Annotated in this window: 21 protein-coding genes and 1 tRNA gene; 10 read left to right on the top strand and 12 right to left on the bottom strand. The window is 28.4% G+C overall.

Going from position 1 to position 24382, the window contains the following annotated elements; translation table 11 throughout:
• Window positions 1–4: 4 nt before the first annotated feature.
• The 6 genes from MSCUN_RS01375 to cobT all read right to left on the bottom strand — a co-directional run bounded on the left by MSCUN_RS01375 (window position 5) and on the right by cobT (window position 7883).
• Window positions 5–2242, bottom strand: a complete 2238-nt coding sequence (locus MSCUN_RS01375) for a DEAD/DEAH box helicase (RefSeq protein WP_095608165.1) — start codon at window positions 2240–2242, stop codon at window positions 5–7.
• Between the two features lie 646 nt (window positions 2243–2888).
• On the bottom strand, window positions 2889–4088 hold the full coding sequence (locus MSCUN_RS01370; RefSeq protein WP_282956249.1) for an aconitase X catalytic domain-containing protein: 1200 nt from the start codon (window positions 4086–4088) through the stop codon (window positions 2889–2891).
• A 61-nt stretch (window positions 4089–4149) separates the two neighbouring features.
• On the bottom strand, window positions 4150–5496 hold the full coding sequence (locus tag MSCUN_RS01365) for a single-stranded-DNA-specific exonuclease RecJ (RefSeq protein ID WP_245837627.1): 1347 nt from the start codon (window positions 5494–5496) through the stop codon (window positions 4150–4152).
• Window positions 5486–5890 carry a 30S ribosomal protein S15 gene (locus tag MSCUN_RS01360; RefSeq protein WP_095608167.1) on the bottom strand — a complete coding sequence of 135 codons (405 nt, stop codon included), beginning with the start codon at window positions 5888–5890 and terminating at the stop codon, window positions 5486–5488. The genes MSCUN_RS01365 and MSCUN_RS01360 overlap by 11 nt, the downstream gene beginning before the upstream one ends.
• 126 nt (window positions 5891–6016) lie before the next feature.
• Window positions 6017–6568: an XTP/dITP diphosphatase gene (locus MSCUN_RS01355; RefSeq protein WP_095608168.1), complete on the bottom strand. Its 552-nt coding sequence runs from the start codon at window positions 6566–6568 to the stop codon at window positions 6017–6019.
• 238 nt (window positions 6569–6806) lie between these two features.
• Window positions 6807–7883, bottom strand: coding sequence for a nicotinate mononucleotide-dependent phosphoribosyltransferase CobT (gene cobT / locus MSCUN_RS01350; RefSeq protein WP_095608169.1), 1077 nt, complete (start codon window positions 7881–7883; stop codon window positions 6807–6809).
• A gap of 289 nt (window positions 7884–8172) precedes the next feature.
• On the opposite strand from cobT, the gene MSCUN_RS01345 reads away from it, so the two are divergent.
• Window positions 8173–9780 (top strand): bifunctional N(6)-L-threonylcarbamoyladenine synthase/serine/threonine protein kinase, encoded by a 1608-nt coding sequence (locus MSCUN_RS01345; protein ID WP_095608170.1) that lies wholly within the window; start codon window positions 8173–8175, stop codon window positions 9778–9780.
• Between the two features lie 71 nt (window positions 9781–9851).
• On the opposite strand, the gene uppP is transcribed toward MSCUN_RS01345, so the two are convergent.
• Both uppP and MSCUN_RS01335 read right to left on the bottom strand, forming a co-directional pair.
• Window positions 9852–10682 carry an undecaprenyl-diphosphatase UppP gene (gene uppP / locus MSCUN_RS01340; RefSeq protein WP_095608171.1) on the bottom strand — a complete coding sequence of 277 codons (831 nt, stop codon included), beginning with the start codon at window positions 10680–10682 and terminating at the stop codon, window positions 9852–9854.
• Between the two features lie 220 nt (window positions 10683–10902).
• Complete coding sequence (locus MSCUN_RS01335) at window positions 10903–11823, bottom strand: branched-chain amino acid transaminase (RefSeq protein ID WP_095608172.1); 921 nt, start codon at window positions 11821–11823, stop codon at window positions 10903–10905.
• Between the two features lie 169 nt (window positions 11824–11992).
• Between MSCUN_RS01335 and MSCUN_RS01330 the strand changes: the two genes are divergently transcribed.
• Window positions 11993–12064 (top strand) — tRNA-Val (locus tag MSCUN_RS01330).
• Window positions 12065–12345: 281 nt separating this feature from the next.
• Here the strand turns inward: MSCUN_RS01330 and MSCUN_RS01325 are convergent.
• On the bottom strand, window positions 12346–13233 hold the full coding sequence (locus MSCUN_RS01325; protein WP_143744847.1) for a restriction endonuclease: 888 nt from the start codon (window positions 13231–13233) through the stop codon (window positions 12346–12348).
• Window positions 13234–13399: 166 nt separating this feature from the next.
• Between MSCUN_RS01325 and surE the strand changes: the two genes are divergently transcribed.
• Entirely contained in the window at window positions 13400–14170 is a 771-nt protein-coding gene (gene surE, locus MSCUN_RS01320) for a 5'/3'-nucleotidase SurE (protein ID WP_095608174.1), read from the top strand.
• A gap of 4 nt (window positions 14171–14174) precedes the next feature.
• Here the strand turns inward: surE and MSCUN_RS01315 are convergent, their stop codons facing one another.
• Window positions 14175–15209 (bottom strand): methanogenesis marker 12 protein, encoded by a 1035-nt coding sequence (locus MSCUN_RS01315; protein ID WP_095608175.1) that lies wholly within the window; start codon window positions 15207–15209, stop codon window positions 14175–14177.
• A 189-nt stretch (window positions 15210–15398) separates the two neighbouring features.
• Entirely contained in the window at window positions 15399–16391 is a 993-nt protein-coding gene (gene ilvC / locus MSCUN_RS01310; RefSeq protein ID WP_095608176.1) for a ketol-acid reductoisomerase, read from the bottom strand.
• A 242-nt stretch (window positions 16392–16633) separates the two neighbouring features.
• On the opposite strand from ilvC, the gene MSCUN_RS01305 reads away from it, so the two are divergent.
• Window positions 16634–16969 carry a DUF2085 domain-containing protein gene (locus MSCUN_RS01305; RefSeq protein ID WP_095608177.1) on the top strand — a complete coding sequence of 112 codons (336 nt, stop codon included), beginning with the start codon at window positions 16634–16636 and terminating at the stop codon, window positions 16967–16969.
• An 8-nt stretch (window positions 16970–16977) separates the two neighbouring features.
• A complete protein-coding gene (locus tag MSCUN_RS01300) occupies window positions 16978–17490 on the top strand; it encodes a hypothetical protein (RefSeq protein ID WP_095608178.1) in 513 nt (170 codons plus the stop codon).
• A gap of 947 nt (window positions 17491–18437) precedes the next feature.
• Here the strand turns inward: MSCUN_RS01300 and MSCUN_RS08240 are convergent.
• Complete coding sequence (locus MSCUN_RS08240) at window positions 18438–19595, bottom strand: hypothetical protein (RefSeq protein WP_095608179.1); 1158 nt, start codon at window positions 19593–19595, stop codon at window positions 18438–18440.
• A gap of 679 nt (window positions 19596–20274) precedes the next feature.
• Here MSCUN_RS08240 and MSCUN_RS01290 point away from each other — a divergent pair.
• The 5 genes from MSCUN_RS01290 (at window position 20275) to MSCUN_RS01270 (ending at window position 24245) form a co-directional block, all read left to right on the top strand.
• Entirely contained in the window at window positions 20275–21315 is a 1041-nt protein-coding gene (locus tag MSCUN_RS01290) for a tyrosine-type recombinase/integrase (protein WP_095608180.1), read from the top strand.
• A 243-nt stretch (window positions 21316–21558) separates the two neighbouring features.
• Window positions 21559–21900, top strand: coding sequence for a hypothetical protein (locus MSCUN_RS01285; RefSeq protein WP_095608181.1), 342 nt, complete (start codon window positions 21559–21561; stop codon window positions 21898–21900).
• Window positions 21901–21912: 12 nt separating this feature from the next.
• Entirely contained in the window at window positions 21913–22140 is a 228-nt protein-coding gene (locus MSCUN_RS01280) for a hypothetical protein (protein ID WP_095608182.1), read from the top strand.
• 269 nt (window positions 22141–22409) lie between these two features.
• Complete coding sequence (locus MSCUN_RS01275; RefSeq protein ID WP_095608183.1) at window positions 22410–22916, top strand: hypothetical protein; 507 nt, start codon at window positions 22410–22412, stop codon at window positions 22914–22916.
• Between the two features lie 57 nt (window positions 22917–22973).
• Window positions 22974–24245, top strand: coding sequence for a restriction endonuclease subunit S (locus MSCUN_RS01270; protein ID WP_095608184.1), 1272 nt, complete (start codon window positions 22974–22976; stop codon window positions 24243–24245).
• The last annotated feature ends 137 nt before the right edge of the window (window positions 24246–24382 follow it).

Raw genomic sequence — 24382 nt, 5'->3', positions numbered from 1 at the left:
TTTTCTATTCTTGGTATTTACGTGTTGTTACATCAATTATGTTTTCTGATGTTTTATTTCCTATTCCTTCTACTTCTTTTAGTTCGTTTTTTGTTGCATTTATTAAGTTTTTTACGCATCCGAAGTGTGTTAGTAGTTTTTTAGCAGATACAGGTCCAATTCCTGGAAGGCTTTCTGTTATGAATAGTTGTTGTTCTTTTAGTGTTAGTGGTTTTGTTTGTGTTCTGATACTTACTGGTTTTTTATCTTCTTTATCTTTTTGTTCTCGTTGTGCTATTGTTTTTATCATCATTGCTGTGTCTGTTTCATTTTGTGTTTGTATTATGGGTATTTTAAAATCAATTGCTATAGATGACATAGCTCCTCTTATCGCATTTGGGTGAAGGAATGTGTTATAAATGTCTCCTCCTTCAATAATCATAAGTGGTTTATTGCAATTTGATGCTAATTCTTTAGCTTGTGTGTATAATCTTTTATCTGTTATTGATTTTGCAAAGTCATCTACAGTTTTACGTTCAATAATCACATCATCTGATAGCTGATAATCTCCTATTGCCATTGTTTTTACAACTATTTTACATCCTATTTTATCAAGTTCTCTCATGATATTTGAGTTTTTCTCCCGGTAATCTACATATACTGTAGTTTGTATATCATCTTGTGTGTTTGGATTATATGATGTTACATCCTTATCATCTGCAATATAGTTATCTAGTGTGAATTTTTGTGTATCATATTTTTTATGGATGTTTTGTTTCATTGCTTTTTCTTTTCTTTGACTTGACCAGAAGTATGCTTCATCTACTGTTGATTTAGTCATGAGAATATACATTTCTCCTTTTGATTTTCGTCCTGTACGTCCTCGTCTTTGTATCATTCTTATTTCTGATGGTACTGGTTCATAGAGTATTACATAGTCTACTGATGGTATATCTATTCCTTCTTCTGCTACACTTGTTGATATAAGAACGTTATAATCCTCATTTTTGAATTTATCTATTGTTTCAATCTGTTTTTTCTGACTTAGTCCTTTATCTTTTTCACGTGATGCTTGACCATAAAATCGTAAAGCTTTTATTTTATCTGCTTTAAGATTATCATATATGGTCTTAGTTGTATCTCTAAATTGGCTAAAAACAATTATCTTATTAGTTGGATCTTCACGTAGTATATCTTCAATTAGTGTTTTTATTCTTTCAAGTTTTGGATGATCAATTCCCTCATTTTCATAACGTCTTGCAAGAAGTACTGCTTTGTTAAATTTATAGTCATTTTTAAGTGATCGTGCAGCTTTAGTTTTCTTTTTTTCAAGTTTATTTAGGTATTTATTTAGTGTTTGTATGGTTTGTGTTTCAAGAAGTTCAAGTGTGTGTGTGATGTTTATTACTTCAGTTAGAAGTGATATTGCCTTAAAGCATTCTTTTGGTGGATTTGCATTTGATGCTATTTTTCTTTGAACCATACGTTGTTTCATAAGTATATCTTTTTTTGATGGTTTAGCAACAGAGTCAATAACTCCTATTTTTTTAAGATTTCTAAGTCTGATTTTTAGTGTTTCTTTAAAGAGTGTTCTGATTTCTTCAAGTTCTGGTGTTAGTTTTAGTTTTATCCATTTAACTTCTATTGGATTAAAGTATGGTGCAACATCAACATCATCTTCTGTTTTAATTTCAACATTTTTAATATAAAGATTTCGTGATACTTCTTTGATTTTATCTTCTTCCCATCCAGGGGAAGCTGTAAGTGCTAGTACTTGTTTGTTTTTTGCAGTTTGTATGTATTTTTGAGCTAGATATACATAAGAGTATGATCCTACTGCATGGTGACATTCATCAAAGATAATTAAGGCAACATCTGATAGGTCGTATTCTTGGGATATGATGTCTGATTCTATTGTTTGTGGTGTTGCACATATTATCTGGTTTTCATGCCATAGTTTTCGTCTTTCTGATGGTTTGTTATTTCCTGTTAAACTGGTAGTTTTGGCTTTTATGAATTCATTAAAACTTTTTTCATGTTGTAGTGTTAATGGTTTGCTTGGTGCTAGAAATAGTATTTTTGAATCTGGGTTATGATTTAGTACTTCTGCACTTACTAGTGCTGCTATTACTGTTTTTCCTATTGCTGTTGGTGCAATTACCATGGTATTATCAATTAGTGCATCTGATGCTATTTTTTGTTGATAAAGTCTTGCTTCAATTTTATTTTCTTTTATGTATTTATGCTCAATCCATCTTGCCATAATGTAGTATAGTTATGTTATTCTAATTTAATATAATTTAATTATAACTTCAACTATTATAAGTTAAATGTTATGTACTTATAAGTAATAATTACATAAATTATAAAAAGTTAAAATCCGTGTATGGTACTTTATTTGTTGATTTGATGGTGTTTTTTGTATTTATAAGTTAGTTTATAATAAGTTATAACTAATTAGTTATAAGTAATACTTTATTAAGTTGGACATACATTTCATGTGAAAAAATTATATAATCTAATACTACTCATGATAAAAAAGTAAATAAAAATTTGAAAAAAAAAATGAAAAAAAATACTATGAAGATAATAATTAAAATCTAAAGACAATTCCTTTTTTTATGAGTTAGATTCTACTATCTTTTTTATTATAATTTAATAAGTTTTAAGTTAAATGTTATGTAGTTATAAGTAATAAGTTAATCTGTTATAAATGTGAAAACGTCTATTAATGCCTTATTTTGTTAGTTTGGGTATGTTTTATTTTTTTAATAAGTTGGTCTATTATTAGTTATAACTAAAAACTTATAAGTTATCACATGTAAAAATTAATATAAATAAAATAAAAGTTTTACTTAAAAAAAAGAATAAAAAAAAGTGAAAAAGTGTAAAATAAAATATAATTTATCTTACTGTGAAATCATGTCAATAAGATTTTCAACTGTATCATAAACCACGTCAAGATTAGCCATATTTGGCACATAGTTTGCAGCTTTTGCTGAATTAACTCCTATTACTTCATAATCTAGCTCTTCAACTGGAGCTACTACCATACAGGTATCAGAAACTATTTTTCCACCAGCTTTTTCTATAATATCAAGATATCCACATTGTTCACTAATTGCCTTTATTGCTTTTGATGTACAAATCCAAAGATCACCTTTAAGTTTACGACCACGAAGTAATTTAGCTACTTCCTGAATTTCTGATATTGATGCATGAGGACAACCTAAACATACAAGATCAGGTAACTTATCTGTTGTTGTAAGTTTTTGGATAGTCTCTTTAATGTCAGACTCATCAATATTTACAACTTCAAGTTCATCAAATGATTCATCACAACGTGCATAATCAGCTTCTGGTGTAACATTTTCAACATGATACAAACTTACAGCACCACTTGATGCAAGAGCAGCACCTAGTAATTTTAAGTTATTACGACTAACACGATCATTTAACCTGAAGTATGGTTTTTTATCATTTACAATTTGTCCTACAAAATATCCAAGTGCTCCATAATCTATTTCATTTTTAAAATCATAATCTACATCAAAAATCATATTAGCACGACGATTTTCTAGTATATGATTTCCATAGTATGGTGTACGTCCTACAATAGCTGCAAGAAGTGCACTTGGTCCTCCTTCACGGTTAGTACGTGCTCCTATCACACTATTAACATAACATACTGCTGATGATTCTGACCATGCAACATGTTCATTTATCAGTGGTGTATTACCAATAAGATATGGTGTACAGGTGCATGTACTCATTACACCACAGCTTTCATATCCATTAATGATATCAATCTGTTTTTTTGTAAATTCTTCACTAAAACCTAACTCTTGCCAATTTTCAATGTCTACTCCTGCAGGATTTAGCATTGTTTCAAGTTCAACGTCAGCTTTTTTTCCTAAATCAACAACAAAGTCAAGCCCTGCATCTCCTATTGTTTTATATGATACTCCTGATACTTGTGCTGATGTGATTGGTATCATTTTTTCGGCATTATATATTTTTCCAAGACTTGTTAGTATTTCCATACATTCAGCTTTTCCTTCACCATATTCACCATCATACATGTCTTGTTCATATTTTGTAAGTTCCATAATGTAAATCCACACTCCATTTTCCTTTTTATTTATAATTACTATTTTTTCTAAGATTCTCTTAGTTATGATTAAGTTGATAGTCTACCATTTCATCAACTAGATGAATAAAGTTATCCATCTGATTATATGGTATTGTTGCACCTGCTGCTATGTTATGTCCTCCACCAGAACCATTAAAGTTTGCTGATGCTTGATTCATAATAACATCAAGATTAACTCCACGTTCAACCATTTCATCTGTTGTACGTGATGATACTTTAATAAGATTATCCATACGCATCAAACTAAGTATTGGTTTATCAGGAAGTAATCCTAGTTCAATTCCAATACTACTTACTGCTGCTGCAACTTGTTTTTGTTGTTTATCTTCTGTATAGATGTATTGAATATTTTGCTCTTGAATACTACCTTCACGTTTAATCCATTCAACACCATCTTGCATGGTAGATGCATACTTTGCAAGTAAATTTTGAGCATAATCAAACTGTTCATAACGACCAAGTTGAATACTAAGAGCTGCAGTATATTCCTTGTTTTTACCACAACTATTAAGTAAATTAGAATACTCCTCAATATTTGTAAGTTCAGATCTAATATTATTAATCTTATAAACTTCACCATAGATGTCAGGATTAATCTCAACAAGTTTATCTTTAAGTGTCTCATACTCATCAGTTGTGATACGATCAAGTGTTTCATTCTTATTTATACCATTTTCATCAAGAAACTCCTCAGTTTCAAGAGAATTACCTGATAAACCACTAATAGGTGGAGTATAAGTATAAGTAATAGACTTCTTCAAAGGCTGAGTATTAGCATAAGCAAGCTTTAAATCTTCCTCAATACGCATAACATTATGTTCTGTGGCTTCATCTAAAATAAGTTTATTAATACCAGTAGGACCATTCTTAAACTGCATATCACCATAAGCACCAACAAGTGCTAAAGGAGCAAGTTCATAATATCCTAATTCATGTACAGATAAATATGATAAGCCAGAACCACTAACATCTTTTGTTCCATCAATATCATAAATATGTGGGTTAACATGGATAATTTCTTTATTATCAGATTGTATTTCAGGATCACTATCTCCAGGAACTTGATGGTGATCAGCAATAATAACATCACCTTTAAGTTTTGAAATACTTTCTAAATTTCCACTTCCCATATCAGAAAAAACAAATAATTTATAACGGGATTTATTAAGTTCTTTAACATTACTATCACGAAGACGTGGTAATATTGTTACATGAAATCTTCCACCAGCTTTACTTATTGCATTAGCAAAAATACCAGCGGATGTAAGACCATCAGCATCATTGTGAGAGATGATTCTCACAACATGCTGGTCATTAATATGTGATCTGAGAAGATCACAAGCTTCATCAGCTCTATTTAACAAGGAGAGCTGCTTCTTTTGGATCATATCTCCATCCTTCAGGAAGAACATTGTTTCTTGTGTAGTATTTTACAAGTCTTCTGATTTTAGATTCGATTTTAATAAGTCCACGTTTTGAGTGAATATCTTTAGGGTTTTCTTCTAAGTGTTCACGGATGTTAATTGCTCTTTTAATGAGGTTAAGTAAGTCTTCTGGGTATTCGAATACTTCACCATTTTTCTCGAGGATTTCTGTGATTTTTTGTCCCATTACAGATTTTGTACTTGGAATTCCGTATTGGTCACGTAGGATAATACCGATTTCACTTGTACTTTTTCCTTCTTTGTGTAATTTTACGATTAATTCTTCAATTTCTTCAGGGTTTTGTTCTACCCATTCAGGTGCTTTTGCTGCCATAAATATTATTTCTCCATTTAAATTTTAATTTTTAGTTATTTTCAATAAAATTTTTTTTATCTAAATTATTAACAAGTATAAAATAATTCTAGAGTCATCTTACTGAAATAAAAGTTTTTTATTGTTTCACAATTTTTCAGAATACCATTTGGCAAATTTTTCCATGGATTTTCTTCTGTGTGAACATTCATTTTTTTCATCAGTTGTAAGTTCACCAAATGTTTTATCATATTCTTTTACATAGAAAAGTGGATCATATGCAAAACCATGGTCTCCTTTTTCTTCTGATAAAATTTCACCAGCGACAGTGCCTAAAAAAGTCTTGGGTTCACAATTGGGTTCGCAATAGCCAATACATGACCTGAATTCAGCATATCTGTCCTGTTCATCTTCCATTAATTTTAAAATACCCTTATTAGTCAAAGTATCCTGGACGTAAGATGAATAAGTTCCAGGAAAACCATTAAGAGCACGAATAAACAATCCAGTATCATCAACAATAACTGGCTTATTTAACAAGTCTGCAACATATCTTGCGCCATATGCAGCAACTTCTTCAATTGAACCTTGAATTTCAGGATAACCTGGATTTTCATGATCAATATCAAAGCCAAATTTCTTGAAAATACCTCTTGCTTCTATAACTTTATGTTCGTTACCGGTAATAAATGTTATCATATATATGTATATGTTTTATTTTAATTATATCTTTTTATTATTTTATAATGAAATAAAAAGAATAAAAATATGAAGTAATTTTTTTCCTTGAAAATTAGTATAATAATTGTTATATTTCTTTATATGTGAAATTATAATCTTAAAAATAATCAAATTTTCTCATACAATTAATTTTTTTTATGTAAATTATGAAAATTAGGTTTAATGAAAGAATGGTGGTTAAGAGTGTAGAGTAAATCTACATGAAGTGTTTTTTTGTGATTTCTTCAGCTTGTGCTATGTAATCTTCTGATGTTACACCTTTTATGTATGCATAGAAGATTGCTCCTCCTGCTCCTACTCCTTCTTTTACTGCTCCTTTGGAGTAGTTTATTAGTCCTTCTACTGTTGAGTTTTCAAGAACTGGGTCTGCTGCATATAGTGTAATATCTTCACTTATTTGTCTTATGATATCAATTATGTTTGCTGTTTCATCATTTGCTACGTATGATGTTGTTGCTATACACATGTTTGTAAAATCATATTCAGGGTCAAGTCCTTTTATAATTGCAGCTGGTGCTGTCATTTGTGTTCCACCTGCAAGTATTATAGGTACGCTACTTCCTGCCATAAGTCCTGCTACTGCTACCATTGTAGGGTCACCTGCTATTGATGCAGCTTTTAGTGGATCATCTGCTAGGTCTCCTGGTTTTACTCCGTTAATTTCCATGGTTTTATCTACAACACTGTTTTTAAGTTCATGTGGGTTTGTCATCATACATCCACTTACTTTGTTTTTTGCATCATATCCCATTGCTGTTAGAAGTCCGAGTGCAGTTGTTGTTCCTGCTGGTGTGGATTCTCCGATTATAAGATGGTCTGCTACTTGTGATATTTGTTGTGCGAAGAATTTTGCATTTTCAAATATTTTTTCAGGATCTTCTACTCCTTTTCCTTCACGTAGATCTCCACCTGGTACTCCTCCAAGTTCTACATATGGTGTTTGTGGTGTAACTTCAAGTCCTGCATTAATTGCTATAAATGGTATGTCGAGTATGTCTATTGTTGCTTTTGCAAGTAGTGCAGGGGATGGTGCTGCTAGATCTGCATCATCTGTTGTTGCTATTTCTGGTAGTGAAAGTACTGTGTCTTTGAGTATTACTTCAGCATCTAGTGCTGGTGTGTATGATGTGAATTCTGGGCTTCCTGCTCCTGTGATGTTTGGTATTTTTGATACTCCTGTATTTGACATTACACAGAGAAATACTGGGTTGTCAAGATCTACTAAGTCATTCATAAATTTGTCTGATCCAAATACTTTTATATTTTCATTCATTGTTTGTTTATCTCCTTATATGGGTTATAGCCATTGTTTTTTTTTAAATCTAAAAATTTTTTCAAGTAGCATTCTATATTCATTATTACTATAAAATAAAATAATACATTTTTAAAATATTAGATTTATATATTTAAATATAATTATCAAGCTTTTAAAATTTTATGAAAATATTTTTATGTAGAAGTAAAATATAACTTATTTATTTATCAAAATAGCAAGTAAAATTTAATAAAATATTATAAATTCATAAATAAAGGAAATAGAAAATAATAAGGAGGATGACAGGATGATATGTCTTGGTATTGAAGGTACTGCTGAAAAAACTGGTATTGGTATTGTGGATTCTGATGGTAATATTCTTGCAACTTGTGGTGATCAATTGTATCCTGAGGTAGGAGGTATTCATCCACGTGATGCAGCAGAGTTTCATGCACAACACATAGTACCACTCATTCAAGATGCACTTAGTGAGTCAAATCTTACACTTGAAGACATTGACTTAGTATCATTTGCTAAAGGTCCTGGACTTGGCCCTGCTCTTCGTACTATTGCTACTGCTGCACGTAGTCTTTCACAAAATCTTAATGTTCCCTTAATTGGTGTTAATCATTGTATTGGTCATGTTGAGATTGGAAAACTTACAACAGGTGCTACGGATCCTGTTACTCTTTATACTAGTGGTGGTAATACACAGATTATTAGTTATGAGGCAGGACGTTACAGAATTATTGGTGAGACACTTGATATTGCTATTGGTAATTGTCTTGATCAGTTTTCACGTGATATAGGACTTGGTCATCCTGGAGGTCCTATTATTGAAAAGCATGCTCTTAATACAGATGATGTTGTAGAATTACCATATGTTGTAAAAGGAATGGATTTATCCTTTTCAGGTATTTTAACAAGTGCAATTTCAAAATATAAAAAAGGTGTTCCTTTAGATGTTATTTGTAATAGTTTCCAACAGACATGTTTTGCAATGCTTTGTGAGGTTACAGAACGTGCAATAAGTTATACTAATAAAGATGAAGTATTACTTTGTGGTGGTGTTGCTGCAAATAAGACACTACGTTTGATGCTTAAAGAAATGTGTGATGAACATTATGTTGATTTTTACATGCCTCCTATGAAGTATTGTGGTGATAATGGTTCTATGATTGCACAGGTAGGATTACTTGCATATGATGAAAAACTTACTGGTATTAAAAATAGTTATATTAATCCTAAGTATAGAACAGACCAAGTACCTGTTACATGGATAGATCATGACTTTAAGCATAACATAGATCTTCCTGATAATATGATAAATAAAGGTGCTGAAGCTGATATTATTGAAGCTATGTGGGATAATAATGAATCAATCATAAAAGAACGAGTAAAAAAGAATTATCGTATAGATCAGCTAGATGAAAAACTAAGATCTGAACGAATAAAACAGGAAGCCAAACTAATAAACGATGCTAAAAAAGCACAAGTAAAAACACCATACATTTACCACATTAACTTAGTTGATAAAAAATTAGTACTAGAAAAAATAAAATCACCACAACTTAATGACATAATAGATGATGAAACTATCAATATAAATGAAATACTACATAATATAGGAGCAGATATTGCAAAACTACATGAAAATAATATAATACATGGAGATTTAACACTTGCAAATATCCTGGTTGATAAAACAACACCTGTATTTATTGACTTTGGTCTTGGAAAATACAGTAACCTTGAAGAAGACTATGGAACTGATTTATTAGTATTAAAAAAATCATTTAAAACAATTGTTCCTCAAAAAGCAGAAGAACTATTTAACATAATCCTTGAAGGATATAATAATAAAAAAATAAATAAAAAAATAGATGAAATAGAAAAAAGAGGAAGATATCTATAAAAAAAAATTATCCTCCCCCCCTAAAAACTTTTAACTTTTTTTTTTTTTTTAATTGAAACTTATCTTTGGTCTTATATTGCAAGTGAAATTACTGCTGTTAATATTCCTACAATCCAACAGTAATATGCAAAGATGTCAAGACTCCAGCCTTCAATCATTTTAAGTAATAATTTAATTGAAAGATAACCAAATATTACTGATGATATAAATCCTGCAACTAGAACTGTTGTTGATACATCAAGTGTAACAATATCTTTTGCTTGAATAAGACCAGCTCCGAGTACTGCAGGAATACATAATAAGAAACTGTATCTAGCAGCATATTCTCGATTTAATCCTTCAAAAAGTCCTGCTGCTATTGTTGTTCCTGAACGTGATATACCAGGTAGTACAGCAAATCCTTGACATATACCAATCATTATTGCATCTTTAAAACTCATCTTGCGTATTTTCTTATCACCTGATGGTCTTCTTTCTGCAAAGTATAAGATAAAACCTGTTATTACCAGAAATACTCCTACAAATACTGTTCCTCTAAATATTGTTTCAACAGCATCTTTGAAAAGTAATCCTATTATTCCTGTTGGTATTGTAGCAATTATAAGAAGCCATAAAAGTCTTTTGGCAGGTGTGTTTCTGATTCCCTCTATAAATTTTTCTTTTGATTCTGTTAAGTCAATTATACTTAGAATAAATCCTTTGATAAGATCTATTATATCATGCCAGAAGAATGTGAATATAGCAACAAGTGTTCCAAGATGAAGTATAGTATCAAATACTATTGTTGTTTGTACACCTAGAAGTGCTGGTACAATAACCAAGTGTCCTGAACTACTTATTGGTAGAAATTCACTTATTCCTTGAACTGCTCCTAAGATAATTGCACTAATTATATCTAACATATTTTATATTCTCTCCTTTTTTTTAAATAAAAAAATAGTGCATTTTTTTCTCTTATATTAGTAGTATTTTTTTTAAGTAAAAGAAAAGTAAGGTGTAATCCACTTATTTTTTTTCTTTCCTAAAATTAGTTATGTACCTAGAATTTATTTAAAGTTAATTTATCTAAAAAAAAGTAGTAATATTAAAAAAAAGTGTGGGAGAGTAAGGGAGACTTTAGTTTTATATAAAGTCTAACCATCCATGTTCGTCTTCTACTCTGTTGTTGATTATGTCAAAGAGTGCATCTTGTAGTTTTTTGGTGATTGGTCCACGTTTTCCTTTTCCAATTTGTATTTGGTCTATTGATCTTATAGGGGATAGTTCTGCTGCTGATCCTGTGAAGAATACTTCATCTGCTAAGTACAGTCTTTCACGTGATATGATTTCTTGTGATACTTCATATCCTAGATCTTCTGCTATTGTTATTACTGTGTCTCTGGTTATTCCTCGTAGTACTGATGAACCTAGATCTGGTGTGTATATTTTACCATCTTCTATTAAGAAAATGTTTTCACCTGATCCTTCTGCTACATTTCCTGAATAGTTTAGTAGTACACTTTCTTTGTATCCATTCATTGTTGCTTCCATTTTAGATAGTTGTGAGTTCATGTAGTTGGATCCTGCTTTTGCCATGTTTGGCATTGTATCTGGTGCCATTTTTCTCCAGGTTGATGTGCATATGTCAATTCCTTGTTCTAGTGCATCTTCACCTAGGTATTGTCCCCATGCCCATACTGCTATTACAGTTTCTACTGGACAGTTTAGTGGGTATACTCCAAGTTCATTGTATCCACGGAATGCTATTGGTCTTACGTAGCATGATTTGATTTTGTTTATGTTAATTGTGTCTTTTACTCCTTCACATAGTTGTTCTATTGTATATGGTATGTCCATGCGGTATACTTTTGCTGAGTCTTTTAGTCTTTTCATGTGATCTTTTAGTCTAAATACTGCAGGTCCATTTTCTGTATCGTAGCATCTTAGTCCTTCAAATACGCTACTTCCATAGTGAACAACGTGTGATAGTACGTGTATTTGTGCGTCTTTCCAGTCTATTAATTCTCCGTTAAACCATATTTTTTCTGTTTCATCGAGTGCCATTTTCCTTTTTCCTTCAAATTTTTATATTATTATGTTTGTTTTTTTATGAATATAATTATTATTAGTATTGATCATAAAACATCATACCGAAACGTTTATATATAACTTACGATAAAGTATTGAATAGAGCCTGATTACAGGGCTTGAATTAAAAAGTTATTTTTTCACTGGGCTGGTGGTCTAGGGGTATGATACCTCCCTTACAAGGAGGGGATCAGGAGTTCAAATCTCCTCCGGCCCATTTTACTTTTAAATTTAATTACTAATTTTTATGAATTTAATTACTAATTTTTATGAATTTAATTTTTACTAATAGTTTCAATGTTTTTTCTAATTTTTTTTATGACCTAAAAACTTATAACTTATACACTTAAAACTTAAAATTACATAAATTATAACTTATAATTAACTAATTAATTACTTTATAAAAAAAATGTAGAATTTCCAAAAAAAATAGTAAGTTTTAGAGGTGGTTAAAAAAAAATAAAAGAATCTAAAATTGGTAAAATATTTTAACATTTCTTACATTGTTGTTATAATAATTGATATTATTATTGAAATAAAGAATATAATTCCAGCTTTAAAGATAAGATTTGAAATATTACGTTCAACTAATCCAAGACCACCAAAACATATAATAGCACTTGTAATAATCTTACCAAGACCAGTAAAAGGACCTGATGTAACAAGACTAAATAAGTATGCAACAGCAGATGCAAGTATTATTAAAATAATTAAGTAAATTATTTGATGATTTTCATATAAATCAAGCATACCACTTATATTAACATTTGACATCTTATTCATCATACCTGAACCTACTGAAGGTTTACTTAATGAAAAATGTCCTCCACTACGTGAACGGTTCGTATAACCTGAGTTACTATATGCACTAGGTCTTGATGAATACATATTTGATGATCTACTGCTTCGTTGAGATTTTTGTCTATGACTAAATCTTCCCCCATGACTTTTTGAATCTAATCGTGCTGGTTTACGATTAACTGGAGCATTATAACCACTGTATTCATCTTCATAACTTACTACTGGTTCTGATACAATGTTTCTTCTTTCAGCATAGTTTTTTGCAATTTTAATTAATCCTTTACGATCTACAAGTTTAATATTTCTTTTCTGAGCATATATAGCACAAGCATGTGAGTAGCTACTAGTTGTAAATATTATAATCTTAGATGCATGTACTTTTCGTGCTAACTTTTCCATATCTTTTACTACTTCAAGTCCTACAGTCCATGGTTCTTCATAGTTTTTACATGCTACAACAACACCTACTTCTCCAGCTTTAGTTCTGAGAGTTCCATAGATGTCTATAGTCTCATTTCCAACTCTATAATTTTTTGTTACATTAAATCCACTATCATCCATGATAGTAGAAATAAAGTTTACCAATCGTTCTTTCTCCAAAACAATTCCCTCATATTTAAAAAAATTTTTTTTTATTATATTATATTATTTTTTTCTAAAAAAAATTATATTATTTATATTGGTTTATATTTTTATTCATACAAATATTATAAATTATCTATAATAAAAAGAAAAAATAAAAATAGTAATTATGAAAATCTTAATAACAAATGATGATGGACTAACCTCAGGTGGAATACTAGCAGTAAAACAGGCAGTAGAAGACCTTGGTGATGTAACAGTTGTAGCACCACAAACACAACAAAGTGGGGTAGGACATGCAATAACACTAATGAAGCCCCTTCGCATATTTAAAAGAAAACTAGCAGATGGAAGCTATGGATATGCTGTAACAGGAACACCTACAGACTCATTAATCATAGGAACACATCATATAATGGATGGAAAACCTGATCTTGTAATATCAGGTATTAACATTGGTGAAAATCTATCAAAAAGTATTACAACTAGTGGTACTCTAGGTGCTACATTTGAAGCAGCATCACATCATATTCCATCAATAGCAGTATCACTTCAAATTGACCGTGAAGATCTAAAATTTAAAGATGGAGTATCAGAAATAGATTTTACATATGCTAAAAAAATTCTAAGACGTGTTGTTAAAAATGTTATAAAATATGGAATGCCAGAAAACACAGATATACTTAATCTTAACATACCAGCAAAGCCTGAAAGTGATGAAATAATACAATCACACCTTGCAAATCGTATGTATACAACAGATGTAGAAGAAAGACGTGACCCATATGGACATCCTTACTACTGGATAAAAGGAGATATTATAATGAAAGATGATGAAAATACTGATGTAAATAATATGCATACTAAAAATCAGCCAGTAATCACACCATTATCACTTGATATGACAGTATATGAGGATATTGAAAAATGGTTAAAATAAGAATTTAACCCTCTTTTTTTAGCTTTCTTTTTTTAACATTAATACCAAGAATACTATTTTTATTTTCATTTATAATATCATATGCTATCATTGCACTTCCAATAGCACCACTTTTTGATGTTAAAACTTTTACTTGTGCAAGTTTTTCTATCTTTTTTTCTATCATTTTACTAATATCAATAGGATCATGCATCACACCTGCTGAACCTGTTAATATAATACCATCAATAGGATTATTCATTATACCATAAAGACCATATATTTCCATAACAACACTCATTACTAAAGAATCAATAGCTAAAAGTGCATTTTCATCATTATTTACTGCTTTTTTTATAATTTCATCTTTTGTATCTACAACTTTGGTGTTAACTTTTGCAATTTTTGATACTCCTGCATGTGAGAAGCATTCATTAGCAGTTTTACGATTTTCATCAATATCACGCAACATACTAAGATCTAAAGGTCCATGAATAAATCCCATAGCACCAATACATGCATCCATTGCTCCTTTTATAATACCATCTTCAACTAGTATACATACACTATTTGAGCTAATATCAGCAATTATCATATTTTTCCAACCTGTTTTTTTATATGCATAGTATGATAAGCTTACCTTCTCAGCACTAGCACAATGAGAATAGCTTGCCCTAAATCTTGGATCTAGAAATTCACAATCTCTGTGTAGTCCTGGTATTAGTATTGCTGGAATGTCTAGTTCTTCAATTTCTTTATATACTTGACTTCCTCCACCTGTTACTTTTCCAGCTCCTTTTAGTGATTGTATTGCATTGTTTTTAACATCTTTTAATGGTGTGATTTCATTAATTCCATCTCCCATACCATAACACATACATAATAGTTTTATTTTTTCAGTATCTATGGTGTTAGTTAGTTCTTCTTTAAAGGATACTTCATTATTTGCAAGTTTATCACGTGGTAATGTTAAATGTGCTACTTCTTTTTGATTTTCATCAAGTATTTCAAATGAAACTGCTGTTGTTCCATGATCCATACCAACATAATATTCAACCATAATAAAATTCATCTCCATTAGTTAAAAAATTTAATTAGAAAAAAGTTAGTGTAATAATATTCAATTTTTTTTTTCTGTAAATAAAAAAAAATTTGTTAAAAAAATAAAATAAGTTGTTAATTGTTAAAAAAAAGGGTTAAGTAAGTTAAAAAAAAATTAAAAAAGAGAATAGAAAATTATTTTTTCTATCTATTCTTCTTTTTCTAGTCCACAAGCAGTTCTTAGACGTTTTCCTACTGTTTCTATTTCTTCTTCACTTTCAAGTCTTCTTTGTGTGTAAAGTCTTGGGTATGATGTATCTGCATCTACTGCAAATTCTGTTGAGAATGTTCCGTTTTGGATTTCTTTAAGGATTTCTTTCATGTTTTCTTTTGCTTCTTTGGTGATTACTCTATCACGTCTTGTTAATCCACCAAATTCTGCTGTGTTACTTACATCATGCCACATGTTTCCAAATCCTTTTTCATAGATTAGATCAACGATGAGTTTCATTTCGTGGCAAGTTTCAAAGTATGCCATTTCTGGTTGGTATCCTGCTTCAACAAGTGTTTCAAATCCAGCTTTTATTAGTGCGGTTAATCCTCCACATAATACTGCTTGTTCTCCGAAGAGGTCTGTTTCTGTTTCTTCTCTGAATGTTGTTTCAACAACTCCAGCACGGGTTAATCCTACTGCTTTTGCCATTTCACTTGCAATATCAAATGCATTTCCTGTTGCATCTTGTTCTATTGCTATTAGACCTGGAATTCCAAATCCATCAAGGTATGTTTCACGTACTTTTGATCCTGGTCCTTTTGGTGCGATCATTGTTACGTTTATATCTTCTGGTACTCTTATACGGTTGAAGTGTATGTTGTATCCGTGTGAAAATGAGATTGTGTTTCCTGGTTCTAGGTTGTCTTTAATTTGTGTTTCAAATACATCTTTTTGTATTTCATCAGGTATTAATATGTGTATGATGTCAGCTTTTTTTGCTGCTTCTTCAACAGTCATTACATTAAGTCCGTCTTCTTTTGCTTTTTCCCAGGATTTTCCACCTTCACGAAGTCCTACAACAACATCAAGACCACTATCATGCATGTTTAGTGCTTGACCTCTTCCTTGACTTCCATATCCTATAACTGCGATTGTTTTATCTGCTAAAACATTTGTATTTACGTCATCATCGTAATAAAGTTTCATTTTATCGAGTACTCCTTATAGTTTTGTAAAATTATTTTAATATATTAAAAATTTTTTTTTGATTATAATATACTATTTGTAATTTAGGTTATATAAAATTAAATATTCTTTTTAGTAAAATGATATTATTTGAGGCTATAAAATACCTAAAATAACAATAAATTCATAAAAGTACCTTTAAAAGTACTTTTAAATGACTTTAAACACTATAATTTAAATATAACCTACTATAAACTAATATTATGGATTTTAATCGTTTATCAAAATTTATTTGCCACAGAAGACCAGAACGATCATTTTTCTTCCATAATCATCAATTCCCAGTATGTGCCCGGTGCACAGGACTTTACATTACAATGATCATATATCTCATATATGCATACTTTATACCAATACACTACACACAACTTTACCTCTACACAGCAATACTACTTATCATACCATGTCTAGTTGATGGAACAACACAAGCACTTAAACTCCGTGAAAGTAACAATAAACTACGATTAATTACAGGACTTCTAGCAGGCATAGGTATAATGATAATCCTAAAAATGATAAAACTAACAATGTGGAGGTGAAACATAAAATGGGAGATACAACAAATGCAATAATAGGATGCTGCTGCATAGGAATCATAATATTTCTAGTATTAGGCTTCATATCAGGTGATAATAATAGTTCAGACGTAACCACCCCAAGCAGTAGCAGCAGTAGTTCAAATCCATCCGTTTCTCAATCGCAAAATCCATCAACAGATGAATATTCCACATCATCAGGTAGTTCAGAGAGTGGATCAACAGGAGGAGAAGAAGGTGAAAAGGTAACAGTCACAATTGAAGATCTAGCACTTGCAGATGATGGAGGATCATTTGGAGGTTCAGACTATGCAATTCTTGTTCCTGAAGGAAAAACATACATGATTGGACTAGAAAAGGCAGACTATGAAACAATTGTGAAAATGAGAGGATATAATCCAGTTGGCAAAAAAATAAATATACAACTAGGAAGTCTAAGATCAGACACAGGAAATGCTAAAATATATGATTATAACTCAATTTGTAACGAAGATTGGGAACCAGTATCAGTATCAGTCTTCTAAGATAATAATGAGGATAAAAGTAATACTTCATACAATAATCCTCCCCTCCTCACTTTCTCTTTTATTAAAAAAACTAATTTTTACAAATATTTAGAATATTTTTTTTAACCTTTTTTTCGTAAATTTAACCTAATATAATTTAACAATTGTTATACTTATGTTTGAAGAAAACCTTTTTTTTCATCGATTAATTTTTTCATGATTTTTTTAGCATTTAATCAATTTGGTGAATAATAATAATAATAATAATAATAATAATAATAATTTTTTTATTTTATTATATATACGCAAATTCTATTAGGCTAATAGTCAATAAGCTAATAGCCTATTATATTTTATCTTCTCACATATTTCTCATAATTGCTAGATGTATGTCAAATCGCCTGATACTCCTTGGATTCGTATTGTTATTTTTTTGATTTATAACATATTAGGCTAATACTTTTTTTTATCGGTTAGTTTTTTCATGATTTTTTTTAGCATTTAATCAATGAATTAATAATAATAATAATTTTTTTATTTTATTATATATACGCAAATTCTATTAGTCTAATAGTTAATGAGCTAATAGCCTATTATATTTTATCTCCCAAATATTTCTTATAATTGTTAAATGTATGTCAAATTGTCTGATACTCTCTGGATTTCTATTCTTTTTTTTAACTTTTTTTGTAAACTTAACTTAATTTAAGTTAACAATTGTTATATTTGTGTTTATGGAAAACCCCCTTTTTCATAGTTAAATAGTAGTTTTTTTAGTGATTTTTTTAGCATTCAAGCAGGGTGGATAATAATAATTTTTTTCATGTATTATATACGAATTCTATTAGTCTGGTAGTTACTAACTTAATAGTATGTTATATCTTATAATCTCCCATATTCATAAATGCTAAAAATATGTTAAATTACCTGGTAATGCTACTTTTTTTTGTATAATTATCTTTTTTTTAGCATATTGTTCTATTAGAATTTATGAATTCATCTACTGATATTTTTCCTTCAATAATCTGGGTGATGGTATTCCATAGTTCTCTAAATTTAATATCGGTTCTATAGTAACATTTTTGTCTTACTTGTGTTTCCAATAAATTTACATCTTTTATTTCAGTTAAGGGTTCTTTCCCATTTAAGTGAAGGATCATATCTTGTATTGGAGTTAATTTTTGTTTCTCTTCAGGTTGTGTTATTTTTTCTTCCAGATTATTTATTTTATCTGGAGTTATTCTACAATAGGATTCATATATATGATCTGATTTTATAACTTTTAAGTAGTCTAATTTGTTTTGATAGATTTGATTTATGATATCTAGTGTTTTTGTTGAATTAAGATTATATTTATCACACATGAATTCTACATTTGCTTCCATTATACTTTGTGTTCTATAGTTTGTATTGTATGCTTTTTTTATCACATATTGTAGGCGTTCATTTTCTGGTTTGTGGATTATGGTTTTTTCTTCATCTATTTTTTGTTGTTTTTGTTCTTGTTTTTCTATATATTCTCCATATTCTGTCCATAAGCTTTCTTTTAGTTTTATGAATTCTTCTGTATCTTTATGTTGAACTTCTTTTGCATCCACTATATGTTGAATTGGTTTTTCAATTAGTTCTCTTAGTGTTATTTCATCATTTAGTATGCAGTTTGTTAATTTTAGTACTATGCTAATATCTGCATGAACATTGTTTGCTATGAATTTTATTTTTTCTTTTAAATCTTTTTGTGAATTAAATTTGTATTTATTTGTTGTGAAGATATCTAAAATGATAGTTTTGATTTTTTCTTCTTCATCTGTGTAAACTATGTTACTTTGATCAATAAGGTTTAATTTTCTAGTACGTTTATTTTTTAGTGAATTGATGTCTTTTTGTAATTTTTGTAGAAATTTATTTATTATTGAGTACATTAGTTCTTTTTCTTTAATTTGAATATCCATTTCTTTTATTTCAAATGTTAGTATATTATTTGGATTCATTAAAAAAGACTTAACTCCCGTTCTTACAAGTTCAGATCCTGACATTCTGATTTTGTCTGCTTCTTCATATATGTCTAATTTCATTTCGTGTTCTAAGTCAAAACTCATTTTATCATTAAATTTTCTTGCCATTTAAATTACCTCTCTTATAAAATTTAAAGAGAGAGTGTATAAGTATGATAAAATATATAAAATCACCTGTAAAAGAAAAATTATTTTTTGGTTTTATCTTGATAACTATTATCTGGATAAATTTTGTTAATTCTTTTATAAAAATAGTAGTAAAAAGTATATATTAAATAAAATATATCTAGTAACTACAAGGTGTATTGATTAAGTATATTATGCTGAATTACTTTGATACTGCTAATATCAATGTTATTCATTAAAGGTATAATATTCTTAATTATATACATTATCATTTAACTTCTATATAATGACTTATTTTTTTATAATTAAAATTTTAAATCAATAATATGAAATTATTATACTAATTTTCTTGATAAAATTATTCTTTTTAACAAGATTTCAGTATAACTTGAAACACTCTCAATTATTTCTTATTGTATATAATTATAAGTTTTATTTTTATACTTAATATACTTTTTTTAATTTTTTATAAAATTAAAGTGTGAATTGTTCTTTAAAGTTAAAAAAAAGGAAAATTATTTCAATAAATGTTAGATTTACTTTCTTTTTTTGACATTTTTTTTATACTGGAGGTTAATAAACCTAATTTTTTTTTCATGATATTATTTTTTTTATATTATAAATCTTGTTTATTTATGTGTTTTTATAAATTTATTTTATTATGTATAATGACAAATTATACGTTCAATTTTGTCTTGAACGTAATTTAAAGAAAAATACTAAAAAATGTTATGAATCATCACTAAAAAGTTATACAAATTTTCATGAAATGACAATTAGTGAATTATTTAATGAAGCTTTAGATGATGAGCAAAACATTCACTTAATAAAAAATCGAAATATAAAAAGACGAATGATTGACTATAGAAATTATCTACTAGAACAAAAAAATATGACAACAAGTACAATAAAAACTTACATCTCAAAGATAAGAACATTCTACTCTCATTTTGAAATAGAAATACCAGATCTACCACCAGTAAAATATGAAAGATCATATGAAATTAACTATCTTGATCTTCCAACTAAAGAACACATACGAAAAGCCATTGAAATATCATCACTTCCAATTAAAGCATTAATACTTTTCATGTCATCAAGTGGTACAGCAAGAGCTGAAACATTATCACTAAAAGTTGAAGATTTCATAAATGGAACATATGAATACTATACTAAAAACAATTTATATGAAATACTCGAAGAGCTAGAAAAACGAAATGATATAATACCAACATTATATCTTAAACGAATAAAAACAGATAAATACTACTATACATTCTGCTCACCTGAAGCAAGTAATTATATTGTTAAATACTTAAAAACACGAAAAAACTTAAAACTCACAGATAAGCTATTTGACTTTTCAAATGCATCAGTACTTACAAACTTCCAAAAAATTAACGACCAAATGAAGTGGGGATTTAAAGGAAAATACAGGTTCTTTAGAAGTCACACTCTACGAAAATTCCATGCAAGCAACCTTGGAATTGCAGCAGAATACATTGATGCTTTACAAGGAAGAAGCAAAAACAAAATACATGAAACATATATTAAGACAAATCCTGAAAAACTCAAAAAAATATACAAAGAAGCACTACCTAACATTTTAATCTACAAAGACCAAAAAAATCCAGCTGAAATACATGAAGATATTCACATAACAATCAACGTATTTGTATCAGAAAACTCATACACACTATAAATTAATTGTTAGATGAAATAATTCTAACTTTTCCTCTTTTTATTTTTTTTATAAAAATTTACCATTTTTTTATTGAAATTATTATAAAATTAAAAATTTAAATATTAAATACTTAAACTATTTTTAAAAAAATTACCTAAAATATATAAATAATACTAAAATATAATATTATATTATACAAAATCATACTAAAATCTAAAAATATTAAAAAATTATCATAAAAAACATGAAAATGTGAAATAAATGAAAACAATAACAATAAATCAAGAAAATACAATAGAATCCATAATAGAATTCCACCAACAATTCGCACAAAAATATAACCTAAAAATAAAAAAACTTGACCAAAACATACAATACCAAATTAACGATACAAAAATAACACAAACATACACATCCACCATAAAGAAACTCAACATAAAAAAAGTACCACTCAAAAAACTAACAAAAGATCAAAAAATAATAATACTAATCATAAAAAACACCAAAATAAACAACATAATCATCAAAAAAATAGAAAAGATAAACAAACAAGAAAACATCACAACAATCCTAATTGAAAAAACAAAATATTTAAAACAATAGAAAAAATAGCCAATGATAAATATGAAAAACATCCACAAAATCAACAACAAATACCACATCATCAAAAACATCTACAACCAAAGAATAAACTACGGAAAATACACAAACAAAAAAGAAGCACAAAAACAAAGAAATCTCCTAGAAGAAAACAACTGGATTAAATCAGAAAAAACAGGATACAAAAAAAAGAATCATTCACACAATATAAAATCATACAAAAACAAAAACAATACTACATAACATCCCCAAATAAAACAACATATGGACCATACCAGGATGAAAAATACGCCCAAATAATACAAAAAATACTACCATACCACAAAAAACCAAACATAAAACAAATAGAAAAAAAAGCAACAAAAGAATACTACAAACACATAACATACAACAAAACAAACAAAAGATACTACCTAAACATAAAAAACAAAACATACGCAAGCTCAAAAAAACTAAAAAACATACTACACGAACGAGACCTTCTCCTAAAATACAATACAGATGAAGAACTCATGTGTGAAAACACAAACACCATACAACAACAAGAAGAAATACCACCATTTCCTGATATAAAAGGTGAAAATATTTATCAGATCACATCACAGAAAAATCAGTACATTATCCGAAAACAAAGAAATAATAAATCAATTACAATAGGAAGTTATCCTACTTATGAACTTGCTTTACTTATAAAATCATATTTAGATTTTAGAAATTGGAATCAAGATAGTATTAATACTATTTCCACAATTACTGATGAAATTCAGAACAGAAATAGATATATTTATAAAAAAAATGAGAATTACTGTATCAAAAAATATAAAAATGGAAATTATATCTATTATGGATATTATGATGATATAAATGAAGCTATATTTGTAAAAAATAATCTTATAAACTGTGGATGGAAAAAGGAATTAGTCTCAATTTTTAAATCAGAGTTTGATCCTGATACTTTTGAAAATAATTATTTTTATGATACCACAGATTTCTTTGAAAATTGGAAAAAACTAACTTGATTTTTGTGTCTTTATATCAGGAAGAATAATTATGATTATAAAATTATCTTTTAATGGTTGTATCTCTTAGATTTTTTAATAAGAAGAAACATTTGTTTTTATAAAATTAAAACACCAGAGTTACGTTTCATAGAGTTCGAAGATAATTATGAAGAAACATTTTTAAAAAATATTGTCAAAATACCTAAAAAAGAGAAAATAACTTCTGTAGATGATAAAAAATTATTAACAGTTAAACTTCATGCAAAAGGTATTGAAATTAATGAAGGGGTAGTTCCTAAACTAAGTAAAAAAGGAAGACCATATTATATTCGTAATGCTAATGAAATATTAATTGGAAGACAAAATTTTCATAATGGAGGAATTGGTATTGTTCCTGAAGAATTGGATGGTGGAATATGTTCTAATGCTATAACTTCATTTATAAATAATAGAAATATAGTATCAATAAAATTTTTATTCTATTATTTAAGTAGATCATCATATTATAAAAGATCTGAGAAATATGTTGGAGGAACGGGACAAAAAGAATTTTCAGAAAAAATATTACTGGATCTTAAAATTAAAATACCGTCATTAGAAGAACAAGAAAAAATATCATATTTCTTATCAAGAATTGATAAAAAATTATTCCTAATGGAACAGAGATTTATTCAATTAAATAAATGTAAGTTATCTATGTTACAAGGGATGATAGTAAAGAGTGCATATGATAAAGAAGTTCCAAATATTAGGTTTAATGAGTTTAAACATAAATGGACTACTATAAAATTAAAGGAAATAACTGATAGAATAACAACTAAAAATAGAAACTTAGATTCAAATTTAGTTTTAACTATATCTGCTGAGTATGGTTTAATTGATCAAGAAAAATATTTTAATAAAAGTGTTGCTAGTAAAAATCTTAAAAATTATTATTTGTTAGAAAAAGGAGATTTTGCATATAATAAAAGTTATTCTAATGGTCATCCTTATGGCGTAGTTAAGAAATTAAATCAATATAATAAAGGAATTGTATCTACATTATATATTTGTTTTAAACCAAAACATTTTATAAATCCAAATTTCTTAGAACAATATTTTAAAACATCAGTATGGAATAAAGAAATTTATAAAATAGCAACAGAAGGTGCAAGAAATCATGGACTACTAAATATAGGAGTAGAAGACTTCTTTAATACAAAACATAAAATACCCCCAACATACAAAGAGCAGGAAAAAATAGCATCATTTTTATCCACAATTGATGATAAAATAAAAATAACTAAGAAAAAAATAGATCTTATGAAAACTTATAAACAAGGTCTAGTTCAAAAAATGTTTGTATAAAAGAAAAACTATTCGTTATATGTAGATATTAAGAAGTATTTTATAAAAAATATCTTTCATGATATTAATGAAGAATCAACTGATAATTGTTTAATAGATAATGTAAAATGGAAACAATTGAAGCTAAAAGATATAAT

It is taken from the genome of Methanosphaera cuniculi (assembly GCF_003149675.1).
Taxonomy (GTDB): Archaea; Methanobacteriota; Methanobacteria; order Methanobacteriales; family Methanobacteriaceae; genus Methanosphaera; species Methanosphaera cuniculi.
Note: the sequence above shows the minus strand (reverse complement) of the source record. Positions and strands in the feature narration are given on the sequence as shown.